At 64.0% G+C, this 25,785-nt stretch carries 16 protein-coding genes; 4 read left to right on the forward strand and 12 right to left on the reverse strand.

Translation table 11 applies throughout. From position 1 onward, the window contains the following. Nucleotide 1: 1 nt before the first annotated feature. On the reverse strand, nucleotides 2-1,168 hold the full coding sequence (locus ACFFIO_RS07845; RefSeq protein WP_378041026.1) for a glutathione-independent formaldehyde dehydrogenase: 1,167 nt from the start codon (nucleotides 1,166-1,168) through the stop codon (nucleotides 2-4). Nucleotides 1,169-2,198: 1,030 nt separating this feature from the next. Here ACFFIO_RS07845 and ACFFIO_RS07850 point away from each other — a divergent pair. From ACFFIO_RS07850 to ACFFIO_RS07860, 3 genes are read left to right on the forward strand one after another with little or no spacing between them, the layout of a single operon-like run. Continuing rightward, nucleotides 2,199-2,786: a hypothetical protein gene (locus ACFFIO_RS07850; protein ID WP_378041027.1), complete on the forward strand. Its 588-nt coding sequence runs from the start codon at nucleotides 2,199-2,201 to the stop codon at nucleotides 2,784-2,786. Continuing rightward, nucleotides 2,783-6,472, forward strand: coding sequence for a MobF family relaxase (gene mobF, locus ACFFIO_RS07855; protein ID WP_378041028.1), 3,690 nt, complete (start codon nucleotides 2,783-2,785; stop codon nucleotides 6,470-6,472). Before ACFFIO_RS07850 ends, mobF begins: the two co-directional genes overlap by 4 nt. Before the next feature lie 27 nt (nucleotides 6,473-6,499). Further along, on the forward strand, nucleotides 6,500-6,694 hold the full coding sequence (locus ACFFIO_RS07860) for a hypothetical protein (protein WP_378041029.1): 195 nt from the start codon (nucleotides 6,500-6,502) through the stop codon (nucleotides 6,692-6,694). A 67-nt stretch (nucleotides 6,695-6,761) separates the two neighbouring features. Here ACFFIO_RS07860 and ACFFIO_RS07865 read toward each other — a convergent pair whose 3' ends face one another. Next, nucleotides 6,762-8,168 (reverse strand): hypothetical protein, encoded by a 1,407-nt coding sequence (locus ACFFIO_RS07865; RefSeq protein WP_378041030.1) that lies wholly within the window; start codon nucleotides 8,166-8,168, stop codon nucleotides 6,762-6,764. Then, complete coding sequence (locus ACFFIO_RS07870; RefSeq protein WP_378041031.1) at nucleotides 8,158-9,495, reverse strand: AlbA family DNA-binding domain-containing protein; 1,338 nt, start codon at nucleotides 9,493-9,495, stop codon at nucleotides 8,158-8,160. Before ACFFIO_RS07870 ends, ACFFIO_RS07865 begins: the two co-directional genes overlap by 11 nt. 312 nt (nucleotides 9,496-9,807) lie before the next feature. Here ACFFIO_RS07870 and ACFFIO_RS07875 point away from each other — a divergent pair, with 312 nt between their 5' ends. Further along, the gene (locus ACFFIO_RS07875) at nucleotides 9,808-10,395 is read left to right on the forward strand and encodes a recombinase family protein (protein ID WP_378041032.1); all 588 of its coding nucleotides are present in this window, start codon (nucleotides 9,808-9,810) and stop codon (nucleotides 10,393-10,395) included. 124 nt (nucleotides 10,396-10,519) lie between these two features. Here the strand turns inward: ACFFIO_RS07875 and ACFFIO_RS07880 are convergent, their stop codons facing one another. From ACFFIO_RS07880 to ACFFIO_RS07920, 9 genes are all read right to left on the reverse strand, one after another. Beyond that, entirely contained in the window at nucleotides 10,520-10,711 is a 192-nt protein-coding gene (locus tag ACFFIO_RS07880) for a CsbD family protein (protein ID WP_378041033.1), read from the reverse strand. A gap of 821 nt (nucleotides 10,712-11,532) precedes the next feature. After that, entirely contained in the window at nucleotides 11,533-13,965 is a 2,433-nt protein-coding gene (locus ACFFIO_RS07885; protein ID WP_378041034.1) for a GmrSD restriction endonuclease domain-containing protein, read from the reverse strand. 273 nt (nucleotides 13,966-14,238) lie between these two features. Continuing rightward, nucleotides 14,239-15,504: a hypothetical protein gene (locus ACFFIO_RS07890; protein WP_378041035.1), complete on the reverse strand. Its 1,266-nt coding sequence runs from the start codon at nucleotides 15,502-15,504 to the stop codon at nucleotides 14,239-14,241. Between the two features lie 38 nt (nucleotides 15,505-15,542). Beyond that, the gene (locus ACFFIO_RS07895; RefSeq protein ID WP_378041036.1) at nucleotides 15,543-16,604 is read right to left on the reverse strand and encodes an 8-oxoguanine DNA glycosylase OGG fold protein; all 1,062 of its coding nucleotides are present in this window, start codon (nucleotides 16,602-16,604) and stop codon (nucleotides 15,543-15,545) included. A gap of 31 nt (nucleotides 16,605-16,635) precedes the next feature. Then, nucleotides 16,636-19,626, reverse strand: a complete 2,991-nt coding sequence (locus tag ACFFIO_RS07900) for a type I restriction endonuclease subunit R (RefSeq protein WP_378041037.1) — start codon at nucleotides 19,624-19,626, stop codon at nucleotides 16,636-16,638. A 4-nt stretch (nucleotides 19,627-19,630) separates the two neighbouring features. Then, nucleotides 19,631-20,851 (reverse strand): restriction endonuclease subunit S, encoded by a 1,221-nt coding sequence (locus tag ACFFIO_RS07905; RefSeq protein WP_378041038.1) that lies wholly within the window; start codon nucleotides 20,849-20,851, stop codon nucleotides 19,631-19,633. Between the two features lie 44 nt (nucleotides 20,852-20,895). After that, the gene (locus tag ACFFIO_RS07910) at nucleotides 20,896-22,872 is read right to left on the reverse strand and encodes a type I restriction-modification system subunit M (protein WP_378041039.1); all 1,977 of its coding nucleotides are present in this window, start codon (nucleotides 22,870-22,872) and stop codon (nucleotides 20,896-20,898) included. Between the two features lie 148 nt (nucleotides 22,873-23,020). Continuing rightward, complete coding sequence (locus ACFFIO_RS07915; protein WP_378041040.1) at nucleotides 23,021-25,132, reverse strand: N-6 DNA methylase; 2,112 nt, start codon at nucleotides 25,130-25,132, stop codon at nucleotides 23,021-23,023. Beyond that, nucleotides 25,129-25,593 (reverse strand): NYN domain-containing protein, encoded by a 465-nt coding sequence (locus tag ACFFIO_RS07920; RefSeq protein ID WP_378041041.1) that lies wholly within the window; start codon nucleotides 25,591-25,593, stop codon nucleotides 25,129-25,131. Before ACFFIO_RS07920 ends, ACFFIO_RS07915 begins: the two co-directional genes overlap by 4 nt. Between the last annotated feature and the right edge of the window lie 192 nt (nucleotides 25,594-25,785).

Raw genomic sequence — 25,785 nt, forward strand, 5'->3', positions numbered from 1 at the left:
ATCAGTTTGCCTCCTTTCCGTTTGACATGCCGGGCTTGATGAGGACCTTGGTCCAACCCTTGGACCTGGAGTCGAAGTTCTTGTAGGCGTCGGCGGCTTGGTCCAGCGAGATTTCATGGGAGACGATCCAGGAAGGGGTCGCCTTGCCGGCCGCGATCAAGTCTCGCAGCTGGCGGTTGTACTTCTTGACCGGGGCTTGACCGTTGCCCATGGTCTGTCCCTTGAACCAGTGGGTGCCGAAGTCGATGGCTGCCTTGCCCTGCTTGGCCAATTCGCCCTTGGCCCCCGGGTCCTGGGGGACGAACACGCCAACGGTGCCGATTCCTCCGGTGAAGCGGACCGAGTTGATGAGCATGTTCAGCGTGGCGGCGGTGTCTTCGTTGCCCTGGGGATCGTGGGCCTGGTAGCCCACGCATTCGCAGCCACGGTCGGCTCCGAGCCCCATGGTCTCGTCCAGCACGGCCTGCACGGGGTCGGTCTTGGAGTCGTCGATGGCGATCGCTCCGATCTGCTCGGCCAGCGCGAGCCGGTCGGGGTGGCGATCGACCACCATGACCTTCGCGGCGCCCTTGATCGTCGCGGACAGGGCGGCCATCAGCCCGACCGGTCCGGCCCCGGCGATCACGACGCTGTCGCCCGGGATCACGCCGGCCATCTCGGTGGCGTGGTAGCCGGTGGGGAAGATGTCGGAGAGCATGACGTAGTCGTTCTCCTTCTCCTCGGCGTCCTCGCCCAGGCGCAGTGCGTTGTGGTCGCCGAAGGGCACCCGGAGCAGCTCGGCCTGGCCGCCGCCGTAGGGGCCCATGTCTGCAAATCCGTAGGCCGCTCCGGCGGCAGACGGGTCAGGCTGGGTGGTGAGGCAGTAGTTGGTCAGGCCGCGTTCGCAGTTCTTACAGAATCCGCACGAGATGTTGAACGGGAGCACAACCCGGTCTCCGACCCTGACCTTCTCCACGCCACTACCGACTTCGATGACCTCCCCCATGTTCTCGTGACCGAACGTCCGGCCTACTTCGAAGGAGGTCCGCCCCTCGTACATGTGCAGGTCCGAGCCGCAGATGTTCGTCGTCGTTACCCTGACCAGGACATCGGTGGGTCGCTCGATCTTCGCGTCCGGGACGTCCTTCGTGCTGACCTGACGGGGTCCCTCGTACACCACTGCTTTCATGTCTACTCCGATCCGATTGTGTTGCTCGATGTCTTTCTGGCAAGGCCTCTCCGACGCCGGCCCCATCGCTAGACAGCAAACGCCCCCCAGGAACCACGTGTCAAGGGGCTCGCCTTGAGTTGATGTGTAGCGATCGAGCCGGGATAGTGCCCGGGTCCGCTGCTCGATCCCAAGGCATACGCTCTGTACACGCTTGCGGTGGTCGCGCCATTCGTCCTTGTGCTCGTTATCATCGTGACGTTGACAGCGGTTCTGATGATGAGCCGGTACCGCAACCATCACCGGGCAGCATCATTGCTGACGTGCACGAACGGGATCAGGCCTCGCGTGAGTTCCCGTATGAACCGTCCGGTGGTCTGTCCGATGATGGGCCGCTTTGTGACACACACGTGGACAGGCTTTGCGGCGTCATCGTCGGACCTTTGAAGGGATGACGGCTGTCTCCCATTGTCCGAGATCACCGCAGCGACCCGGGGATCTGCGGCCACGAAATCTTAGTATCTCCGCAAGCCTTCACTGCGAACTCCAGACCGATCCTGCCCGATTGCCCCCGGGCCAAGTCCACCATGTTATGCCGACGATCTATGCCCCGCTCGGGCCGCTGATCCACTAGTCCAACAGGAGTTCCGCGTAGACGCCCAGAACAGGAAATTGTCCATCACACGTCTGGCACCAAGGTGCACTCTCGGACATTGTGTCCGGGAATCTGACATACGCAAGTGCGCTCTCGCTGCGAACTGACGGCATGGAAACGCAAGTGCGCAGGTGCCAGTACTGCACTCGACCGTTGCCCGCGGGCGCCCGGGCAAACCGCCGTTACTGCGATGAGGACTGCCGACGCCAAGCCCATGGCCGGCCCGCCGAGACGGACAGCCGGCGGTGCGAGAGCTGCGGAGAGCGGCTGCCGGAGGGCAGTCGGAGGAACAAGCGGTTCTGTGATGGCGCATGCCAGAAAGCCGGGGTCCGACTCCGGAACCGTTCGGCCACGGCTGCGAGTACGCGACTAGCTGTCCGGGACCGGTTGGCCGTCGTGTCCGCTCAGCTGGTCGAAGCCGAGACGGCACTGGCTCAAAGCCGTAGCCGGCTCCGGGCCCGTGACCTTCAAATGGCCGAGCTGCGGGTCAAGTTGGCCGCCGAACGTCGGTCGTCAGCTAAGGCCATCGCCGGTCAGGCCAATCGGACCGCCGCTGTCCGCGACCAGCTGGCTACGGTCAGTGGGGAACTGTCCGTGCTGCGCCGGAACTGGTCGGCAACGTCCGAAGCCCGGGTGACAACGGTTGAGGTGACCTGCCTGCGTGACCAGTTGGCCAGCGTGCAGGACCGATACGCCCAGCTGGTCGCGCAGTATCAGGAGTTGTCCGAGTCCGCCGAGCTGGCCGCGACCGAGCGCCAGCAACTTCAAGGTGTCGTCCGGCAGTGGGACACTCTGTGCAAGCGGCTCTACAAGGCCACCGGCGGCCAATCGGCCGCGGCCGTGGACAAGGACATCCTGGCCACCTGGACAAGGTTCCGGCAGGCCGTGGCCACCCCGTCCGGCCACCGGGGCCGGGCCCCCGTGACCCGACCAGCGGCCGGACCGGCCACCGGGCAGTCGGCCACGGCGGGGGTTGTCCCGTGACCGTTTCGATCTCGAAGATGTCCATCGCTTACTACCTGGATTCCGTGGCCACCGGCGACGAGCATCATCACGGACGCCAGAACCTGACCGGCTACTACACCGAGGCCAAGGCCCCGGCCGGCCGCTGGGTCGGGGCCGGTCTGGCCGGGACCTCCCTGTCCCCCGGACAAAAGGTCACCCGGGTGGATGCGGTCATGCTCTATGAACAGGCCCGCGACCCGGAGACCGGTCAACTGCTGGGCCGGGCACCGATGGCCAGCCAGATCACCCCGGCGGAGGCGCAGACCCCGGCCGGACGGGCGGCCAAGGCCACCCGGGAGGCGGTGGCCGGGTTCGACCTGACCTTCTCGGTGCCAAAGTCCGTGTCCGCCCTGTGGGCCGTGGCCGGACCTTCGTTGCAGGGCCAGATCCAGCAGGCCCACCAGCAGGCGATGAACGAGACCCTGGCCTGGGTCGAGACAAACGTCCTCCAATCAAGGGCCGGCCACGGCGGGGTCGCGCACGTGCCGGTGACTGGGCTGGTGGCCAGCCAATTCGACCACTGGGACTCCCGCGCCGGGGACCCCCAGTTGCACACCCACACCGTCATCTCCAACCGAGTCCAACGGGTACTGGACGGCCAGTGGGCCACCCTGGATTCCTACACCCTGCACCGGCATGTGGTGGCCATCTCCGAGACCTACAACTCGTTGCTGTTCGACCGACTCCACCTGCAGATCGGCGCCCTACCGGAATCCCGCTCCGAGGACGGCCAACAGCTAGCCGACGCAGTCGCGGCGGCCACGGCCGAGGACATGTCCGGGCCGGGAGGACAGAGCCCGGACACCACCAGCCACCGGGTCGAGTTGGCCGGGGTCCCGGACAGCCTGATCACCGAGTTCTCCACCCGCTCCCGGGACATCGAGGCCCGTAAGGACGAACTGGTGGCCGCGTGGGTGGCCACCCATGACCGCCAACCCCCAGCGGCGATCGTGTTGCAACTGCGCCAGCAGGCCACCCTGGAAACCCGCACCCCGAAACAGGACCAGTCGTTGTCCCTGGCGGAGAAGATGGTCGGCTGGCGCGAAAGATCTCTGGCCACCGGCCACGACCCGGCCACCGTGGTGGCCAACGCCGTCGGCCACGCGGACACCACCATCACCCCCGACCAGCTCACCGACCAGGTCGTTGGCCAGTTGGCCACCTGGATACTGGCCGACGCGGCCACCCGGCGGGCCACGTTCACCCGCGCCAACGTGACCGCATCGGCCGAACGCATCACCCGCGTGGTGCGCTACCGCACCGCGGCCGACCGGCACGCGGCCACTGACCGGCTCGTGGACACAGCCCTGGCCCTGGCCGTGCAGTTGACCCCCAGCCGCTCCATCGCCCCGGACACCGAGGACCCTGCCGTGGCCCACCACGGCCACTCGGTGTTCGACCACCAGCGCAAGGCCGGACTGTGGACCGCCCGGCAAGTCATCGACGACGAGGCCTACCTCATCGGACGCGCCACCACCGCAGTCGGACCCCGCCTGTCCCCGGACACCGTCACCGAACAGGTCACGCAGGTGGCCACCGCTGCCGGTCACCTGCTGAGCGAGGATCAGGCCCGAGCCACTGCGGCTGTCCTGTCCTCCCCCCGTGCGGTGCAGGCGATCATCGGTCCGGCCGGGACCGGCAAGACCACCACCATGGCCGCCGTCGCCCAGCTGTGGTCCGACACCCACGGGGAGTCCTCCGTAGTCGGTTTAGCCCCCTCGGCGGTGGCCGCCGGGGTCCTCGGGGACGAACTCGGGGTGGCCACCGAGAACACCACCAAGTGGCTCTACGAATCCGTGGGGGACGGGGCGGCCCGCCGCGCCCAGCGCGTGCAACAACTCACCGCCCGGTTGCACCAGCTCCAGGCCCAGCGCCCCAGTAACCGCACCGCCGCAAGCATCGAACGCCTGGGGGCGAAGCTGGCCGAACAGCACGCCGCCCAGGCCCGCTACACCCTGGCCGAGAACCAGTTGCTGATCGTGGACGAGGCGTCCATGGTCTCCACCGCCCAACTGGGCGAACTGGCCCGGCAGGCCGAGGCCGCCGGAGCCAAGGTGCTGCTGGTGGGGGACCCGGCCCAGCTGGAGGCCGTGGACGCCGGCGGGTTCCTCGGGTGGATGGACCGCAAGGCCGACCCCGAACGCCTGGACATGGTGTGGAGGTTCCGGAACGAGTGGGAACGGGAGGCCTCCTTGCGCTTGCGCACCGGCGACCCGGACGTGCTCAGCGAGTACGCCGCGAATGGCCGGATCCACGGGGCCCCGGGGGAGGACGCGGCCGACTCTGCGTACTCGGCATGGCTGGCGGACAAGCGAGCCGGGCTGTCTACGATCCTGATCGCCTCGGACAACGCCACCGTGGCCGAGCTGAACACCCGCGCCCAAGCCGACCTGGTGGCCAGTGGTGACGTGGACGTCGCACAGGCCGTCATCCTGCGCGGGGAGGCCACCGCCGGGGCCGGGGACCTGGTGCTGGCCCGCCGCAACGACAGGTCCCTGCGCGATGAGACCGGGGCGTTCATCGCCAACGGCACCCGACTGACCTTGACCGGGATCAACCCCGACGGCTCCGCCATGGCCCGCAACGAGAACACCGGGGGAGCGGTGACCCTGGACCCGGACTACCTGGCCTCCTCCACGGAACTCGGCTACGCCACCACCGCGCACCGCTCCCAGGGCGTCACCGTGGATTCGGCCCACGCCGTGGCCAAGGCCGGACTGTCCCGGGAACTGTTCTACGTGGCGATGACCCGCGGCCGGCAGGCGAACCACGCCTACGTCGACTTCGGCGTCGATCACGAGGCACATTCCCCGGACGAGTGGGGGCTACTCACCGAGACCCCACCGGCCGAGCGTCCGGTGACCGTCCTCGAGGGCGTCCTGAAGCGCGAGTCCGCCGAGCACACCGCCCACGAGGTCCGCGACCAACAACGGGCCTGGTCCAACGACCTGGGCCGGATGGTGCACGAACTCGACTACCTGAACTGGGCCGCCCGCTCCGCCCGGACCCACCAGTGGATACTGGACAACTACGGCGATGACCCCGAGACCGTGGCCCGGCTGACCGATGCCGCCACCTGGCCCCAACTGGTCAAGGCCGACCCCGCCATCCACCACTACGGCAACGCCGAGGCCGAGGATGCCATGCCGGAGATCCTGGCCCGCTGCACCCCACGCACCGAGGACGCGCCGCTCTCCATTCCGCAGCGCCAGCCGGAGAGCCAGCGAGAGGTCACCGCCGACCTCGTGGCACGGATTCACCGGGAGCTCGACGGAAGGCTGGACCGGATCGAGGCCGACCCGCCCGCCTGGTACGACGAGCTCACCCAACACCACCCCGACCCGACAACCCGTCGCGCGGCGGCCGCCGACGTGCTCGTGTGGCGGGCCGTGTCCGGGCAGGACGACGCCGAGACCTCCTTGGGTAAAGCCCCCACCGAGAAGGACAACACCGCCCGCTACCACCACGCCGCTCACGCTGCCCTCCACCCCACCCAAGAGAACCGACCGGAGGGTCCCGAGGCCCGCCACGATGCGCTGGTGTCAGGGCTGTCCGACAACTGGATCAACCTCGAGCCGGTTGCGACTGCACGCTGGCCCGTGGAGGATGACATCGAGCAGTCAACGACCAGCCGTGATCGAGTCCCCCAGGACTGGGATCGGTGAGTTCGCCGTGCCGGTTAGCCTGCTGACATGGAAGAAAAGCAGGGCGGATTGTTTGCCAACTACAGCGCGATGATCGCCATCGGCGGCGCCCTCACGGTCTTCGGCTTCATCTCGGGCCTGGGGGCCGAGGGGTTCGTCAACGTCGTCATGCTGCTGGGCATGCTGCTCGTCATCGTCGGCTATCTCCGGCGTATCACGAGCGCGCTTGAACGAAGAAGCTGAGCGGCGTCAACTGTTCCACCATCGCATCATGCCAGCAGTTGCGTCGGGTCGACCGCAGCCTGGAACGTTAGGCGGGATGTTCGTCTGCTTCACCCGCTTCTTGTGGATATTCCATCTCGAATCGCGGCATCGCGTGGTCCCGGAGAAGTTCGATAGCCGCCATCTTTATGGGCATCACCCCTTGGAACTTGAACTCGTCCGTGGGATCTGACTGGAAGAAGTCCATGACGCGTGAGAGGCGATCTTCACCCGCGAACAGGCGGCCTTCATGGGCGGTCTTCGACCGTTGTTCATACTGCTGCTCCAGTGGCTTTCGCTCCCGGTTGCTCCAGTGAGGGAACGCCTCCTTCAAGGCACGCCGAAATCTCTTGGCCGAACCCTTTTGGGACCCGCATGTCTTGCAGGTGTCGAGCTCCACCCATTGACCGCCGATCGTCTCAAGGATGCCAACGAACGCCACATGCGCCAAGGACGGGCTCGTGTGCTCGACCGCACATGCGTTGTACAGGGCCGAGCACAGCGCCCCATAGGCATCGTCCTCAGCTATGCGGACATACGCCTCGTCGCCGATGGGCATGGCAGACAGCAAGGTCGGCGGAGCCCAGTCCTGTGTGATCTCACCGTCCAAGAACTCGATTTCAGCTGCTGGAATTGGCTCCGCATACTCCCGCATTTGAGAAGACTCCAGGACTTCCCAGTATTCGCCTGTCGCAACAGTCAAAGCTGTGCACAAGCGCACCACTTGTTCATCGGCATCGACTCGAGCCGTACCCCAGTCATGCGAATTGGCCGATCCAGTGACGATCACAGGATGGAGCAGCTCAACCTCCCCTCCTTGGAGCATCCCACGGGGCATCGCCCGCTTGAGCCGCGCATACGGACGGCCATTGGGCACAAGGTGTAGGCCGCCCAGCAAGTACTCGTGGTCGAGCGCGGCGGGCGGCGAGTAGTCCGTAACGGGAGCGATCACCGCTCTCCACTCGAACGACAGCATGGCCTCCAGACGCTCCAGCGCCTTGTCTAGGGGGCCGTTCCAAATTTCGCGGCCTTCGTCAGCTCGCCTCTCATCTTCAGCGATCAGGCCGAACGCCAGTTGATCACCCTTCAAGGGGATCAGTGCGAAACTGGCGGGCAGGTCCATGTCGCGTGAATGCAACTCTTGAACAGAGAATGCAGTCTCGCTGATACGTCCTTGTCTGCGAGACATCGTGACCTGCATGTCCTTGTGCACTTCGAGGAATGCCCGCATCAGGTGCCTTAACAGGGCAGTACCGCTGTCGGAAGGCAACCGGGGTCTGCCTTTAAGCGGGTAAACCCCACGTCCGTCATCAAGGGGTAGGGACGACATGCCCCCCAGTTTCGCATGCTCGATATACGGCGTCAGGTGACCAATCTCTAGGTCAACAACACTGTCTCCATCTGAATGCTCATTCAGACCTCGATCTTCGATGTAGCTGCCGTATTCACCACTCATCCAAATGCAACTGGCTGTCCAACCAGCTAGGGGTGTGAGTCATTGTGGCACCTGTCTGACTTACCGCATCGTCAATCACAACGCACGCACTTTCGATGAGTTCTCGGCGACCATGCTGCGTGACAACTAGGCCGCGAATGGGCCGGAATCCCCGCACACGCTCCTCCTCCCGGAATGGAGCGTACCGTGCGTCATCGCCCGGCTCCTTCGTCCTGAAAACCTCCGTATGGCGTGAGAGCCCAATCTGCATTTCATAGTCGGTTTTCGGTCCGCCTGCCTGCTGCAGTGACAGAATCATGGCCAGCAAATCCAAGCCGACCAGTTCCAGGTCCCGCCATGGAACATGACCGGGGTCAGCAACCTCACGTCCCAGAACCCCGTCACGCGTGATCCCCACAGCCAAGGTCCCATCCCCGTGTACTTCGACCCTTGCCCCGATCCGCCTGCTCGATGCCCCCTCGAGGAGATGGGAGACCGTGCGTTCACGGGTTAGATGGTGCATCCTGTAGCCGCGACGAACAGGGCCCTCTGTCGCTTCAATCAGCGGCTTCATCTCATCTTTAATCCATGGATATTCTCGTGCAGCCCAAACGACTCGCTCTACTCCACTTGGCGGGACACGTTGAGCGTCGTCCAGAGGCCTTAGCGGACGGGCGACCCCCACTACCCAGATCGGATCCCCAGAGTCTTGGGTAGCTCCTACGGCTTCAAGAAACCGGCTGAATAGGTCACCGGTTTGGGTCTCACCCTGGTGCCTCATCTGCTGCCGCAGCCGGTACGCCTCGGCCAGTTGGCGCTCCGTCATAAAGAAGGTCTCGGCTCCACTTCGCCAAGGCGCGTGGAAGAACCCGCCGTCGCCCTTCTGAACCACAAGATGAGGTGCGTCCTGACTGTCCGGCACAAGCAGTACCAGGACGCCGCCGTCCGCTCGCCCTTCAGGCAGAATTTCCCTGAGCTCCAATCCACTCACCGGCGGGTGGACCATGCTGAAGGCGAGCTGGTGAATGCGCTTCTTGTCATCCTCACTCACAGCAGATACCCCAACGAGACCACCCGCTGCTGTCCGACCGTCGACTTTCGTCTCACTGACCCCGTAGGCGATCATGCCACCACCCGTGTTAGCCATCGCGGCGATGTCCTTTGCCAGCTCATAACGCTCCGATTCCCGACGCTTCTCCGCAAGCGCTCCAGAGGTCAGTGGCATCTGTCCCTTCCAATCCAGCTGCACTGTCTCCTCAATGCGCTGAGCGACAGCTCGCTGGAACATCTCGAAGGTCAGTTCGGTAGATTTCTCGCCGAGCGCGGCATGAAGTGGAGTCCAGGGCATGTGCCGAGCATAGGCACCCGCTTCTATACCGGAGGTGACGCGGGCCCGCCGTCAAGGAGATAACACCCAGCAGATGAGTGATTTGGAGCCGTCCCAGCCGGTCGCTGCTTCCTGGATAATCCGGGTCAATTTCAGCTCGACCTGTCTCGCAATCCATGGGTTACAAGACGTCTCATGGCTGTTTGCGTGAGCGCAAAGCAGAGTGCGGATTTCCGGCCTTTACTGACCCTCGGCGATTCTCGCAACTATGTATCGGAACCTCGTGGCTAGAATCGTGTAGTCAACGTCGGTTGCGAGACACTCGGGGTGGTTATGGGCAAGCTCATTGGATATGCGCGGGTCTCCACCCGGCGACAGGATGCCGACCGGCAGGTCGAGGACCTTTTGGCGGCCGGGGTCCGCCGCGATGATCTCTACGTCGATCACGGGGTATCCGGTGCCCGGGCCTCCCGGCCGAAGTTCGACAAGGCGGTGACTGCCCTCCAGGAGGGGGACACCCTGGTGATCTCCACCCTGGATCGGTTGGGCCGGTCCACGCAGAACATGCTCGCCTTCGCCGAGACGCTCCGGGAGCGGGGCGCCGGGTTGCGGGTGCTGAACCTGGGCGGGGGAGACGTCGACACTCACACCCCGATGGGCTCCATGGTCTTCACGGTGATGGCCGCCCTTGCTCAGATGGAGTTGGAGATCAAGCGCGAACGCATCACCGACTCCGTGGCCAAACGCCGCGCCGCCGGCCAGGACCTCGGCGGACGGCGACAGACCTTCACTGACTCCCAGATCCGCAGCGCCGCCCACCTGGTCGAGGCCGGCCGGCCCGCGGCTCAGGTGGCCCGGGACATGGGCATGTCCCGAGCCACGCTCTACCGGCGCATCCGCGACCTTCCTGTCTCGACATAGCTCGTATCGCCGGGTCGTGCGGGCTGGCGCCTGCGGCGGACCCACCACCGCCCCGAATGCACTGCAGCCCCGGACCCATGACGGGTTCCGGGGCCGCAGCCGCTGGTTCAGAGGGTGTGCCTGACTACATCAGGCCGCCCTTGGCGTCCTTGGCAGCGTCCTTGACGTTCTCGCCGGCCTGCTTGGCGTGGCCCTCGGTGTTCTGGGCCTTGCCCTCTGCCTGCAGATCGGGGTTGTCGGTGGCATCGCCAAGCTTGTCCTTGGCACCTCCGACCGCCTTGTCGGTCGCGTTGCTGATCTTGTCTCCGAGTCCCATGGGCACTCCCTTCTGTCGGCGATCAAGTCCTTCGACCATATGTCTCTCTGCCTCCGCGGGAAACCCTCCGGTCCGTCGTTTCCTCCATGGCGAACGCGCACCCTGGCGACCGTCGGGGGCGGTCCGGAGCGCCGCTTCGTCCGGTCCAACAGCAAGGCTCGAGGCGCCATCTTGTCGAGAACCGAGCCACCGGGCGAAGTGACACCAGCGGCGTGGCCGTGCGGCTCGAGGGCACGTCCCTATAGGCGCGAGCATCGCCAACCGCTCATCGGCTGCGGCGTGGCGGTCATCTCCTTCTGGCGGTAACGCGCATACCCCAGCCCCTGGCACCCGTTGCTTGTCTCAACAACTCGGTAGTTCCCAGCTCATCAAGACACCAGCGAACGAGACAGGCAAATGAGACCAGATGACGCGGTTGCTGCACCCGCGAATTTCTGGAGAAACCGGGGGAGTTCGGCCAACCGTCAAGAGCGGTCCAGCGTCCCGGTTTCACGTCTCATCAAAGGAACGTTTATTGAGACACGATAAATGGCCGACATAAGAGGCTCGACGATGCTCATCGCGAATCAATGCCGCGGGATTGCGAAGTAGGGCGAAGCGTGATGGCACCAGTATGGTCGCGGGAAATCAACGGGGTCTCCGGTTCCGCGGTGGGGGACCTCGTCGAATTCGTGCAGCGGAGGGCGGGGAGACAGATTCTCGAGCACCACGAGCACCTCGGCTACGACCGGCGCACGCTCGGTGGCGACCGACCCTATCTACGCGGCCGCCGACACGTCTAACTCCACCGTCATTCCCTGTTGGGCGTCCAGGGCCGGCCATCAGACTAAGGACAGTGCACGAGCGTCCAAGCGTCGCAGCCAATCGAGCAGGGTGCCATCCATGATTGCCGAGTGCAGGGCGAGTGGATTGAATGACTCCTGTTCGACTGCCTTCGCGGAGATGAGTGCCAGTAGCTGGTCCGTGGTGGCCGTGGCGAGTCGTTCTTCATTGGCGCTGAATTGGAGCGCGTTCATGCCTAGCAGTGTCATGAAGTCGGGACGCTGGTGAGGGGTCAAGGCAGTCAGGAACTGTTCGATCAGCTGGGCGTTGTCGGCTGGAGCGAGATGCTGGCCGGAACGCTCTTCGAAGATATCGATGAACGCCGTTAGTTCGGCGAACGGATGGGAAGCTTCGTCGTCGGCCGCGGCGGGGGAGGGTGCGGCGGCCTCCGGGGGCTCATCGGCAGGAAAGTACAGTGTGAGCTCATCTGGGCTGACTCCGACTGCGCTGAACATGGCCCGAAGCTGCTGCGTCTTCGTCCATGTGTTGTTGTTCATGTCCATGGACAGGCCCGGCATGATTTCGACCTGGGAGTCCGGCAGCTCCTGTCCGACGGTGAACCAGGTGCTCTTCTCGGCTGCGGCAAAGAGGGCCTCATGGTTGACCTCATCAAGCAGTCGAATCACCTGTGAGGTGAGGTCGCGCCAACTGGAGACCGCTCGTTCTACTCCGTTGAAGTTGAAGGCCACGGCTCGGGCGTTCGTGAAGTCCGTCTCCTCCCCGAGCGGCATCTCGGGAAGCTGTTTCTTCGGAGGCTCGAAGGTGGTGGCTGGTGATGCCCAGTAATCCAGCGCCCAGATTGCGAGTTGCGTGCTGCGGGCCTTCAACTCAGTAAGGCCCCAGGTGGAGTTCGACCGGATGCCGTGATTGAGGCGGTAGGGGGAGGCCGCGAAACCTTCCGGGTGGTCCCTCTTCTCCGGGAATGGCAGGTTGGAGTAAGTGCTGTTGTACCCGGTCACCGTGAGGTTGGCGATGCGGTGGAGCCATTCCCCATGGATCTCTTCCGCGCTCTCGCCCAGTGCATCGCGCCAGGCTGCGTTCAGCGACTGCGGCATCACGTGTTCGATGCTGATTTCGCCGTCGGCCAGGCGGGTGGCCACGTCGAGGGCGTCCTTAGAGCTTCCGTTCTCCAAACATTCGAAGAGATAGAGGCGGCGCTCACGATTTATGCGATACATGTTTCGGTGCTCGAACTCGGAGCGGAACTCCTCGTCGCCGGGAAACCGTGCTGTGCCATCTCGGCGCAGCAGCGAGTAGGCGAAGACGTCAGCGAAGGAATCCGCTGGTCCACGCAGGTTGCGCACTTCCCGGTACATCCCGGCGAAGAGCTTGTTCAGGGTGTTGGTGGGGACATCGCAGACGATCCGCCGGAACAGGTAGGACTCCAGGATGTTGAGGACGTCCGCGACGTCTTCGGGCGTCAGGGTCCCGACTCGTAGTTCGGCGATGACTGGCATGAGGAACGGCAGGACGACGTCGGCGCGCAGGATGTTGAGCCGTCGGAGTCTGCGATCAATGATTGTCGTTCCGACCGTGCTGTTCCGGATGTCCCGGTAGTGCTCGGAGTGGTCTCTTACATCCTCGAGTAGCTCGGCGCCTTTGGTGCCCTGCTTGGCGGCGAACGTCTTGAAGGCCTCGTAGACGTCGTCTAGTTTCGGCGTCGTGGAGGTTTTGGTGACCAGGTACCAGCGGAGAAACTCGTCGGTGGCGTGGTCGACGTTCTTCTCGATCCGGTTCCAGTAGTGCTCGTAGACGTGATTCTGCTCGGTCGTGTGCAGGTCCATGAGGACTAGGTTGCGTACTTTGTCAGCTTCCGACAGCGCTAGTCCGGTGGAGTTCAGGGATTCGAAGATTTGCTGGGGTGCGTCGTGCTTCTCGAGGTCGAGATGCATGATCTCCAAGCGGGAGACCGCCTTCCACAACTGGTCGGCGTCGAGGCCCTGCAGGGGAAGGTTTTTCAGGAAGTACCGGTAGTTCGAGGTGATGTTCGACGACGCAATAAAGTCCTTCTCCGCTCCGAAGAGCCGGGCGTACGCCGTGGCGTCGTCCTTGACCGGCTTGAGGCGGACAGTCGGCTCGTGGGGGTGGTCCTGTTTGAGGAGGAACTTGCGCAGTTTCGTGGCGAGGTCATCGTCGGCGGTCTTGAGTGAACCGTCCTCCACCAGTCGGATGAGCGCCAGGATAAGGACGCTGATGGTGGTGAGGCGTTGCTGGCCGTCAATGACAACCAAGCTCCAGGTCGTTTCCGGATTGACGACGACTGAACCGAAGAAGTGCTTGGGCCGGTCCTCTTTGATCACCGCGGTGAGGTCCGCGAGAAGCCGTTCGCAGTTCTTGTGCTGCCAGTCGTAGTTTCGCTGGTAGACGGGAATGACGATCTCTCGATCCACCGATGCGAACAGCGTGTATAAAGCGACCATGCTTCCCTTCATTCACTCATCGTATCGGCGGAGCTTTGGCACACACCCGCGGGCGGGATGTCGGCCCCGCTAATCGAGCCAGGCAGGGGCATGGAGAAGGTGAGACGTTCGGGCGGTGGTGCACGCAGCCCGTGGAAATGACACCCGGTCTGAGCTTCAGGTGGGAGGCGCCGGGGCCGGTCCGTGCTCTAACCGGAGGTTGAGCCAGTGTCGTCCCGACCCTGTGGTTGGGCACCTCCGGTAAGGCGGCCGAACGCAGACTCGTTCTATGCGGACAAGCGCACCTTAGGTTTCTAGGTCTGTCCGGCCGGCGTCATCCTTCCTAGACTTACCCCGCCCCAGGGCCTTCGGCCCCAGATTGGTGATGCCCTTCAAGGATTGGCGCGGTAATTGGATCTTTCGCGCGGTTTCGAAGGACCGGGCAGCAACGCCTTTTGCCAATTCGTTGCTGGTCCGGGCGAGGTCCCGGATGGAGGCCGCCCATCCCTTGTTTTCCCAAGAGGCGAGCTGGTCGTCGAACCAGTTGACCTGAGAGCCGAAGTCACGGATTTGGGTCTGGACGTTGTTGGCGGCTGCGTGGAGTCGGGACACCTGCACCGGGTGGGCCACCCGAAGCCTGTCGGGAACGTCAATAGCCGTAGCCGCATGGGTGAGGACCTCACCGAGGATCGTTTGGAGCTCGTCCAGCAACTGGTGGTTTCGCTCGACGACCAGCGCACGATGTTGTTCCGCCAGGTGGGGTTCCACGCTCTCCACGCGGGCCTGCTCCAGTACGCGGAAACGGGAAAGGGTCACCAGGCATTGGCCTAGTACGGGCAACCAGAGCGGCAGCAGCTGATTCGCCAGGGTGTCCAGGATGTCGTCTCGGTCCGTGAGGCGGGCCTCGGCGGCACGAGAGGCTTCGGAGCGGATACGTTCTAAGCCGCGGTGCCACGTGGACAAGACGTCAGGCTGCAGGGACTGTACCTTGTCCCAGGAAGCGGAGCCGAGTTCGCCGGTGCGTTGGTAGAGCGTGAATGCCTCGGCGACGACCTGGGTCACGCCGCGGGTGGCTCCGACCAGCTCGGTGCGGCGGTCCTCGGCAAGGGCGTCGATCTTTTCCTCGATACCCCGAAGGGTGTCCTGGAGTTCCTCGGCAGCAGCCTGGGCAGCGAACGACGCCGCCAGGGTGGCCACGTTGGACAACACGAGGGGATTGACCATGCCGCGGTTGGGCATGGAGAACCGGACATGCTGGTCGATGCGTCCATGTTTCCCCCGGACCACCCCGCTGAGCACGCCGTCCTTGGGCTTATTCGTTGCGGCCAGCTGCCGCAGGCGGGCGGCGCTGTCTTCCGTGAGCTTCACCCATCGCCCGCTGTGCGCCTGGAGTTGGGCGGTTAGTCCGCATGCCTGGCTGACGCGATGGGCTACCGATGCCGTCAGGATGCCGCCGGACCCGTCCTTCATCACCCCGATCTCGTCTAGCACTGACGCGACGGTCGCATCCTCGCCGCTGATCAGCCATACGTCGCCATGCTCGACAGCGGCAAGTTCGCTCCTAGTCTCCATGTGGTCATTGTTCCGGACAGCGCCATGGATCGACCTTCTCAATCACTGTGAGGGCCGGCCCTGGGCGGTAGGTCTTCTCCGCGTCCTGCAGGGTGGTTAATTAATGAGGTCATGACGGCCTGCCATTCGCGTCCCAGTGTTCCACCGCCGGAGAAGTAGTCTTCGCGCACCAGGTAGAACGCCCACCCCCGCAGTAGATCGACTCCACACCACTCCGGCACACAGCCAGTGGTGAGGAAGCCGTCCCGCGCCGGCTCCAAAAGACGCCCCAGATCGTTCGGGCTCTTCGCCAACCGCTCGTACGCGTTGTACGCCAAAGCCCACTCGATTTCCTCAGGGGCGGCTCCGTCCTCATCGCGTTCCAGGGTCGTTGTCCTTCGCGAAGAGCGGTCGGTAGTGGCCCGTATCGGCGTACCAATCTTCTGCGGTTGGAACAATGCGTACTCGATGACGTGTGTCGGCTCACCCGGCGCCCAGGCGTCACGAACGGTGGTCGCTAGGTTGAGGTACTCACCGTATGTGTCCGCTGACCATCCATGCGTCGGCCAGTCCAGCGACTCGGCCACCCGCTTGTCCAGAATGAGCGGCGGAGGAGCAAGACGAGAATCCCAGGTGTCGTAGGAGCAGAAATAGATCCACTTGGTGAAGAACGCGGGCCCGAAGTGTTTGATGCGGTCATGGTCCCGGGAGTACAAACGGCGGTAGGCCTCGACCGCGTCTCCTTCTAGGACTGCTTGGTGGGAGGACAGAAGCTTCTCTAAAGCACGGTCCTGATGCAGGACGAGTGCGACGCGGGCGATGCTGCGGGCTTTGGTGCCGGTGCCCCACGCGGCCATGAGCAGGAATAGCTCGACAGCATCGGAGGGCGTCTCGACCCTTCTTGCACGATCGAAGACGTCCTGACGGGTGATGTAGGGCCTCGTCAGTGCCTCGTCACGGAGTTGCTCCGGCAGCGCCAGTTCTGATGGCCACCGCTTGCGCCACTGTGCCGGGGACCAGTGGAAACCTTGCCGCCGCACGTCTTCATCGGTTGGTGCACCACCAGGGAACTTCCCCTCGAGAAGTTCGATGACGTCGCTGACCTGCGCCTCGGTGCCCACCCCTCCGCGTGTCCTGGGGATACCCGTCATGTCAGCTCGCCCTCCGGCGGAACTCGTCGTACGTGCCGCCGAGGTAGCCCAGCAACATCTGTTGGAAGTCCGGGTTGGCGAAGAACTGACTGAACAGTTCACCGTTCTTCTCATGGCGTTCGAGGAGGAGTTCCTTAACCTTCTCCTCAAGCACGAGCTGGTACTGGTTGCGATCGTTGTGCAACGCCACCACGGCCATCTCGTCGTCTTCCATGACGACGGTCCGCTGCTGGTCGATCCAGACCTTGTCGGCCTCACCAAGGTCCGCGCCGTACTTCTCATTCATCACTTCGATCAGTGCGGACAGCTTGTCGAGCACGGGGTCGGTCGCTGTCCCCTTGCCCTCGCCCGGCAAGGCGCTTCCCGGTTCCTCGGAGGCTGCCAGAGCGATGCCTCCTTCACCGGTGACGGCCAACCGCAGGTGAGTCAGCTGCACCGACTGGCTCAACTGAGGCATCGGGTCGGAATCCAGCGCCGGCAGTTCGTGCAGCAATAGCTTGCCGTAAAGGAAGAGCCGTTCCAGATCCGCGTCCGGCCACGGCATGACCTGCGCGACAAACGCGTACGCCCGACAGAAGTGCGTCAGGGACGCCCGGAACTCTGCTTGATCCTCTTCCTCCAGCGCCAAGAACCGCCCCACCGCGGGATGGAGATTGGCGTAGATCACCGGCTGCTCGGCCGGCTCGTTCGACAGCAGCGCCTTCGTGGCCGCTGTGAGTTCGTCCACGGCGAGCACGCCGGCGGACATCAGATCGTGCTCCATCGTGTACAGCACGTTCGGGTCGGTCGGCTGGGCTAGCGACTGCTCGTAGAACGGCTCGAAGGCGGCCTGGATCTCCTCCGCGGTGTTGGCGAAGTCGAGGACGAAGGTGTCCTGCTTGCCCGGATGGGTCCGGTTGAGCCGCGAGAGCGTCTGGACGGCCTTGACCCCGGAGAGCTTCTTGTCGACGTACATCGTGTGCAGCAGCGGCTCGTCGAATCCGGTTTGGTACTTCTCCGCGACGACCAATACCTGGAAGTCCTCGCGGAAACGCTTGGGCAGTTGGGACTCGGGGAAGCCGTTCAGCATGGACTCGGTGTAGGCCAGCTCGGGCGCGTCCGGGTCGGTCACCGTTCCGGAGAACGCGACCAGGGCGCGCAAGGGGTGCGGTCCTTGGTCGTATCCCTTGCGCTGGATGTATTCCTGGATGGCGGCCTGGGTGCGTACCGCGTGCAGTCGGGAGCGGGTGACAACCATCGCCTTGGCGTGTCCGTCGATCTTGTGGGCGGTCTTCTGTCGGAAGTGCTCGACGATCACTTCGGCCTTGGCGTCCATCATGTACGGGTGCAGGGAGGCGAACCGTGCTAACGCCGCCCGGCCCTTGGAGGAGTCCAGTTCCGGATCGACACGTGGACTGGCCGTGGCGAGCTTGTAGTAAGTCGCGTAGGTCGTGTAGTTCGCCAGCACGTCCAGGATGAATCCTTCGTCGATGGCTTGGCGCATCGAGTACGTGTGGAAGGGCTGTTTGATCCCGTCCGGGCCGGCCTGACCGAAGGTCTCCAGGGTCTTCGGCTTCGGAGTGGCGGTGAAAGCAAAGAAGGAAAGGTTCTTCTGCTTGCCCCGCTTTCGGGCACTCTCCAACAGGACGTCGTCGGGTTCGTCGGCGGCCTCGGCTGCGGCTTCTACAGCTTCCGCTTCCTCGAGGGCGCCCTCGCCACTGGAGAGAACCGTCTTCAGCTGTTTGACCGCATCCCCGGTGGTCGAGGAGTGCGCCTCGTCCACGATGACCGCGAAGCTGCGCCCGGCCACGCCCTTCGCTTCCCCCTCTGCGGCCTCCTCGGCGGCGATCTTCGCAACGACGGGGAACTTCTGCAGCGTGGTGATGATGATGCGGGCGGCGTTGCCCTCCAGCGCCTCCTTCAGCTGGGAGGAGTGCTGGTCGACGCGCACGATGGTGCCTGGCGTATGGTCCAGTCCGGCCACCGTGTCCTGCAGTTGCCTGTCCAGCACGCGACGGTCGGTGATGACTACGATCTTGTCGAAAATCGGCTGATCAGTCGCGTCGTGCAGTCGGGAGAGGGAGTGCGCCGTCCACGCGATGGTGTTCGACTTGCCCGACCCGGCCGAGTGCTGGATCAGCCGATCGACACCGGCGCCATCAGCGTAGGTGGCGGCGAGAATGGACCGGACGGCGTGCCACTGGTGGAAGCGTGGGAACAGAACTCGCCCGCTCTCGGTGTGGATGAAGTTGCCCAGCAGCTCTAGCCAGGCATCGCGGTCCCACACCTGCTCCCACAGGTACGCACTCTGGTAGCCGTTGTTGGCCGGATTGCCTGCCGACCCCGGACTCCCGGGGCCGGCTGAACCTTGGTTGAAGGGCAGAAAGCGTGTGTCCTGCCGCGCCAGTTTTGTCGTCATCGCGACCTGGTGCGGGTCGACCGCGAAGTGGACGAGAGTGCGCTTGGCGAAGATCTTGTCGTGGGGGTTGCGGTCGGTGCGGTACTGGGCCATCGCCTGCTCCAGCCCCTGCCCGGTCAAGGGGTTCTTCAGCTCCGCGGTCGCGACGGGGATTCCGTTGACCACCAGCACTAGGTCGAGCGAATCGGCGGGGTTGGACTCGGAGTGGTGCAGTTGGCGGACCACGGCGAGCCGGTTGGCGGCGTACCGCTCCAGCAGCTCGGGGGCGAGGGTGTTGGCCGGTTTGAACCAGCACATCCGCACCGTCACCCCAGAGTCCTTCACCGTGCCCCGCAGGACGCTGATCGTCCCACGGTGGTCGATGGCGTCGGCGACGACCTTCAGGAACCGCTGCCTCGCGGTGGCCTCACCCCCGTGACGGGCAACAAGGGTGTCCCACGCCTTGGGCTGGGACTCCTGGACGAAGGCGATCACTTCCTCCGGAAACAGGCCGAGATCACGGTCGTACGATGACGCAGGCACCGCGTCCCAGTCTTGCGAAAGCAGGCGCGCCTCGATGTTGCCTTCGAACGTCGCCTCAGTCGTGTTGCTCACCTGATCACCCCGGAATAGTGGAACCAGCAGTCGCCACGTCCAATTCTCCCGTCACAGCGGCTGTGATCAGGGAGGACTTGTACTCGGCGAGGCGGTCGATGGAACCGCTCAGGTCGGTAAGTACTGCGTTCGTTTCGTTCTGGCGCTGCTTGAGTTCCTGCACCAGGTCGTCTTGGAGTGAGCGTGGAGGTGTAGGGACTCGCAGACTGCGAACGATCTCCTGGCTGATGTTGGGCTGGCCGCCTCCTGAGGCGAGGCCCATGATTTCCCGCCTATGGGCCAAGAGCCAGTAGAAGGCGAAATCTGCCGAAACGGGACCTCGTTCGATCAGTGCACAGCAAGCTTGGTTGACGCACGCCGGGATTTCGAGCTGACCCAGTCGTCCAACAGTTGCCCCGTACATGGCAATCAGCAGTGTTCCAGGCGCGAAGATTCGCAGCGCGGAATAATCCTGAAGGGCAGCCTCGGTCACGGATCGTGGGACCGAGGCGATGGGCCGGTCACGCAGATCGGAGGTCGTAACCCACGGGAAGTCTCCGCCGTAGTACTCCGGGCGGTCGGACTTGGGAGTGGTGCCGCTGCCAGTTTCAAACGCTTGTCCGATTCGCCAGAGTTGCCAATCGCTGCCAATGGTCGGCATCCAGTCCACGCCGCTAAGCCGCGTTGAGCGCGATCGGCCCATTGTGGTCCTCACCCGAACGGCTTCAAGTTGAGCAGCCTTCACCAACTTCACCTGCTCGCGGCGGACGGCGATGATTCGGTCGATTCGGGAGACGCGGTCGTCAAGAAAATCTGCAATTCGCTGCTGCTGCTCAACGTCTACCAGCGGAACGGGTGCGGCACGCAGATCAGAGATAGAGATGCCATACCGGGAGATCCCTGCCGCGTGGGCGCTGAAGTGGTCGAGGGCTGGCCGCGCTCTCAGGGCCCAGTTGAGGAAGCGCGGATGGGTGGCCTCGAACGGACGCGCAATGGCAAGGTGGTAGCCACAGACAAAGTCGTCGGCCTCTCCATCGACGAATGCTGAGATGCCGATGTCCTTGGGATCTTCAGAGTCCTTGGTGAAAACCGTGTCACCGATCCGGAGCCGGTTCTTACGAACTTCATCGGCCGTGGCTGTCGCCCGCATAAGGTCGGGCCCTGGCCGCACGAGGTCCCTTTTGTAGGCATCTGTGTAGTTGCAGAGCTGCACGGGCAGCTCGCCTTCGACCGTGTGCTTGTCCACGCTGCTGGTCCACACATCGGCCACGTGACGCAATGAAACAGTCGTCACAGCCCCAGCCCTGTCATCCAACCCTGGATCTCCTCCTCGAGCTGCTTGATCTCTCTAGCGATCTCATCAACCGGACGCGGCGGTTCGTAGGCGTAAAACTTGCGGGTGAAGGGAATCTCGACACCCACCTTGGTCTTGGTGTGGTCGACCCATGCGTCGGGGACGTGGGGGTGAATTTCCCTGATCAGGTGGGCCTCGGCTGACTCTCGCAGTCCCTTGTCGCGTGCTGCGTCTTCGAGGTCGAAGAAACCAGCAGGAACGGGAATGTTCTCTTGGTCGCGCAGATCTGGGTCCGGTTCGAGGGTCCCATTGCGCTTGGTGATTACGGGTGCGCCGGGGTCGGTGACCGCGCAGGCCGTGGCGAAGGTCTTCTTCTCCTTCGCCGTCAGATTCCCGACCTCGGCGAGCAAGGTCTTCTCGGTGTCGAAGCGTCGCCCGACGAGGTGGGTGTACTGGTCAAAAGGCTCAATGGCGACGGCCGCGCTAGTGACTTCCCACCTTCGCTTCAGGGGCCGTTCAACAGTGATGCGTTGGAAGGCGAACTCTTCCCGGGGCAGGACCTTGACCTTGGGGTCATCGGCGAACTCGGACTTGGCCCCGCCGTAGAGCTGGGCGATCTGGGCGATCGCGTCCTGGGTGAGTTCCTTGCGCTTGTCGCCGAGGGACTTGCGCATCTTCGTGCCCATCTGCCGGGCGTCGATGAGGCGGACCAAACCGCGGTCATCAGCGGCCTTGTCGTTGGACAGGATCCAGACGTAGGTGGAAATGCCGGTGTTGTAGAACATCTGGTCCGGTAAGGCGACGATGCCTTCGAGCCAGTCCTGCTCGAGGATCCAGCGGCGGATCTCCGACTCTCCGGAGCCGGCGGCGCCTGAGAACAGCGGTGATCCGGACAGGACAATGCCCACCCGGGAACCGCCGGGTTTCATTTTGGACAGCATGTGCTGCAAGAACAGCAGCGACCCGTCCGAAATTCGCGGAAGACCGGCGCCGAAGCGGCCATGAAAGCCCTGCTTTTCGTGCTCGTCCTTGATGGGTTTGGCGTAGGACTTCCAGTCCACCCCATAGGGCGGGTTGGCCAGCACGAAGTCGAAGTTCTTCCCCTGGAAAGCATCCTGGGTCAGGGAGTTCCCCGGGGCCATCTGCTCGGGATTGGTGTCCTGCAACATCAGGTCGGACTGGGCGATCGCCCAGGTCTCGGCGTTGAGTTCTTGCCCGTACACGTGCACCTTGGCGTCGGGGTTGGCTTGGGTGATGCCGTGCAGAGCGCCCATGAGCATCCCGCCGGTGCCGGCGGCCGGGTCGTAGACGGTGCGGACCGGCTTGGGGTTTTCGGTCAGTTCCGCGTGGGTGCGTCCGTGCAGGAGCAGCTCGACCATGAGGTCGATGACTTCTCGCGGGGTGTAGTGCTCGCCCGCGGTCTCGTTGCTCATCTCGGAGAATTTCCGCAGCAGTTCCTCGAAGATGTAACCCATCGCCTCGTTGCTGACCACCGATGGGCGCAGGTCCAGGTCGGCGAAGTCCGCCACAACGGGATAGAGGATGCCCGCGCGGTCCATTCGGGTGATCTTGTCGTCGAGGTTGTAGGCCTCCATCACCGCGTACGCGTCCGGGGACAACCGCCGGATGTAACTGGCCAGCTGCTCGGCCAGCTCCTTGTCGTTCTGCAGCATCGAAGCGAACGTCAGGGGGGAGAGGCTATAGAACCGCTGGCCCGAGGCGCGCTTGAGGAGCATGTCAACGCCCTCGTCAACAGCCTTCCCCAGGCTCTTGCGGTCGGCCTGCAGGGCACCGCTGGCCACGGCCCGGTCCAGGACCGCGTCCTTGGTCGGTGACAGCACCGCATCCATGCGTCGAAGCACGAGCAAGGGGAGCATCATCGAGCCGTACTCGTGCTGCTTGAAAGTGCCCCGCAGCTTGTCGGCCACCTTCCACACGAACGAAACCTTGTCCGCGAATCCCTTCGGTGCCATTGCTTCCCTTCGTTGAGCTAGTACGACTTGACCCTAGTCGTCAGGGAGGACATTCCAGACCAGCCGCTGGCAGGCTTGGTGTCCGTGGCGGCCTCGTGAACACCTGGCACGCCCGCGCGGGCATGCCAGGTGGCGTCGCCGCCGGGGACTAACCGATGCTGATGGTTCCGGCACTGGTTGCATCGACGAGGGCGTCTCGGGATTGGCGAGCTGCGTCGAGGATCCCGGTGGCGGATTCCTGCAGGGTGCGGACCTCGGTGAGACGTTCCAGAATGCTGTCCTGCTGCTCCACCGGGAGCAGCGGAACCTTCAAATCCTGCAGGCGGATGCGTTGGATGGCGGCGCCCTGTGCCTGGCTTCGGTTGTGTGCGCTGACAATGAACTCCGCGAGGAACTCAGGGCGCAAGTTGTCACTGAGGGGACGCAGCAGGTGGAAGCTGTTGCTGGTGAGCACGCGCCCACCCTCAGCATCCACCCGGGCGGCCAGTCCGCCGGTGTTCTGCAGCAGGACATCACCGGGCTGAGTGATAGTCGGGGTCGTCTTGAACAGGCCGAGCTCGACCGTGCGCGTTTCGGCGTCCCCACGGATCCACGCGCCGGACACGATGGGGGTGCCGTCCGTGCCACGGTCGGCATCTCGGATGGTTTCGCGGGTCCGCAGGACCTCGAGACTGCCGGCCTTTTCCAGGTCAGTGATAGACACGAGCTTCGGAGGTTGCGTGCCGGCTGCTATGGATCCAGCCGTGAGCTTGGTCAGCTTTCGGGTGCTGGCCGCGGCGCGGTGGAGTGACTCGACCGTTGACCGCACGCTCTCCAAATCCGGTGCGTCCATACCAGAGGAGAGCCATCGGCGCGGGTTCACATCGGTCTTATCCGCGACCGTAAGGATGTCGGCGATGGAGACGGCTTCGGCGGGTAAAGCGGTGGGAACGGTACGGTTCTCTCGCCAGTCCTGCAGGGCCGTGGTAAGGGCATCGGGGTCGATGTCCTTGGTCTCGCTGTGGTCGATCATCAGGACCCGGTCTGCGTCGCTGACCTCTCCGGGACGCGCAAGGACCCACAGGTTCAGCGGTATCCGCGTGTGGGAAGCCAACCCGGCGGGCAGAGCAATGATGGCCTCGATGGTTCCGGCCTGCAGCATGGCAGCACGGATCTTTGCCTCAGCCCCGCCCCGGAACGCGCTGCCGGCCGGCTGGAGCACGAACGCGCGTCCTCCTGTCCCGAGATACCAGGTGGCCAGTTGGAGCCAGGCCAAGTCCATGCTGGATTTCGGTGGCGTGCCATAGGGCAGACGGGGGTCCAGGTAGAGGTGCTCAGTGTTGTGGCCCCTCACCCCGTAAGGCGGGTCCATGACCACGACTTGGGCCAGTGCCTGGTCGAAGTGGTTCACCGCGAAGACGTCACCGTGCCGGAGGTCGACCCGAGCGTGTTCAGCGAGCAAGGCGCGCTGGTTCGCTTGGATGACGGCACGGGGATCGATATCTTGACCGGTGAGTGCAGTCCGATTCTCACCGTGACGAGCCGTGGCCATCAACATCCGGCCCGAGCCCACGGCGGGGTCATGCACCGGTCCGGGAATGCTACTGGCGAGGGTCGCCACGAGGTTCACCAACGTGTCACTGGTGGCCGCCGAATCGTAACCGCGTCGCACCGAGCGGGTGATCTGGTCCTGGAAGCTCTCAAAGGCCTCTTCCAACTGCTCGAGCCCAAGGTGATCCACCACGGGAAGCGCCAGACTCAGCAGCAACTCCTGGTCGCGTGCCTGATCGTAACCGGGGGAGCTGGAATGAATTGCGTTGAACAGAGGCGCAGGTTCTGGATGTGATTCCTCATAGGCCCACATGCCTTTGCGGATCAGTTCCGCCATGTCCCGGGACATGCCCGAACCGACCAGCTGGGACCACTGCGTCTCGGCTGGTAGCGCGTCATCGAAGCCGTCGCTTTCACGGTCGGAGACGTATCTCCAGACGATCAGGTCGGCCGCAACTGCTCCGGCTTCCTCGGCCTCAATAGCGCCGCGAATACCGTTCATCGCACTCCACAGATGCCGGCCGAGGGAGATGTCCTTGACCTTCTTGCCGTGGTCCTCAAGCCACTGCTCGACCTCCGTTTTTGCAAAGCGGGGGCTGGTGGTATCTCCTGCGACAGGCTGTGGGAAGTCCGGGTAACGGTTGCGCCAGTTGCTGACCGTGGAGCGGCCGACGTCGGCCAGCTTTGCGATGTCGCTGGCGCTGAGGGTGAGGGTGGCGGGCGTGCTCATGCTGCGTCCTTCGTGTGAGTGAACAGGTTGACGACGTTGGCGGGGGGGCGCGAGCCCAGGGAGACCACGTTGGGTCCCGCTGCCCGGCGCAGGGCGGAAGAAAACCCGATGTCAGGGCGAATCACGATGACCTCCACGCCGGCGGCTCGAAGCGACGCGACAGCGAAGGTGAACGCGTGGTCCCCGGAGGCAATGACGACCCGGCGATATCGCTCGGCGATCCAAGGGATGTCAGCGACTGCCTCCAGGAGAGCCAAGTCGGCCCCGTCGATCCCACTGCGCCACTTTCGCTGGGCCGTTCCGGTCCAGCCAAGACTCATTGCCAATGCGTTGTGGTGGCTGGCCGCGACCACGGTGTGGTCGCCCGCACAGGGCTGCACTGCAGCGCAAATGCGACGTTCGATCTGGGCGACCTCGCTACGCGTGGGGGCACTACTGCCCACCATGTTCTCGATGTCCACCAAGTAAAGAGTCCGTCCGCACAAGTCGCGGGCGTTGGGAGCCCCGTAGGGGCAGGTGTTCCTCATCATGATCTTGCCTTTCCGATATGGAGGGGCTCCCGGCGAGCCTCCCTTCTGATCTAGTTTTGCTAGCTTATACCTATCCAGTCGATTTACGCAAGGTGAATGGGTTCACACACGTTAGACGGTGTC

It is taken from the genome of Citricoccus parietis, assembly GCF_042433045.1.
GTDB lineage: Bacteria > Actinomycetota > Actinomycetes > Actinomycetales > Micrococcaceae > Citricoccus > Citricoccus parietis.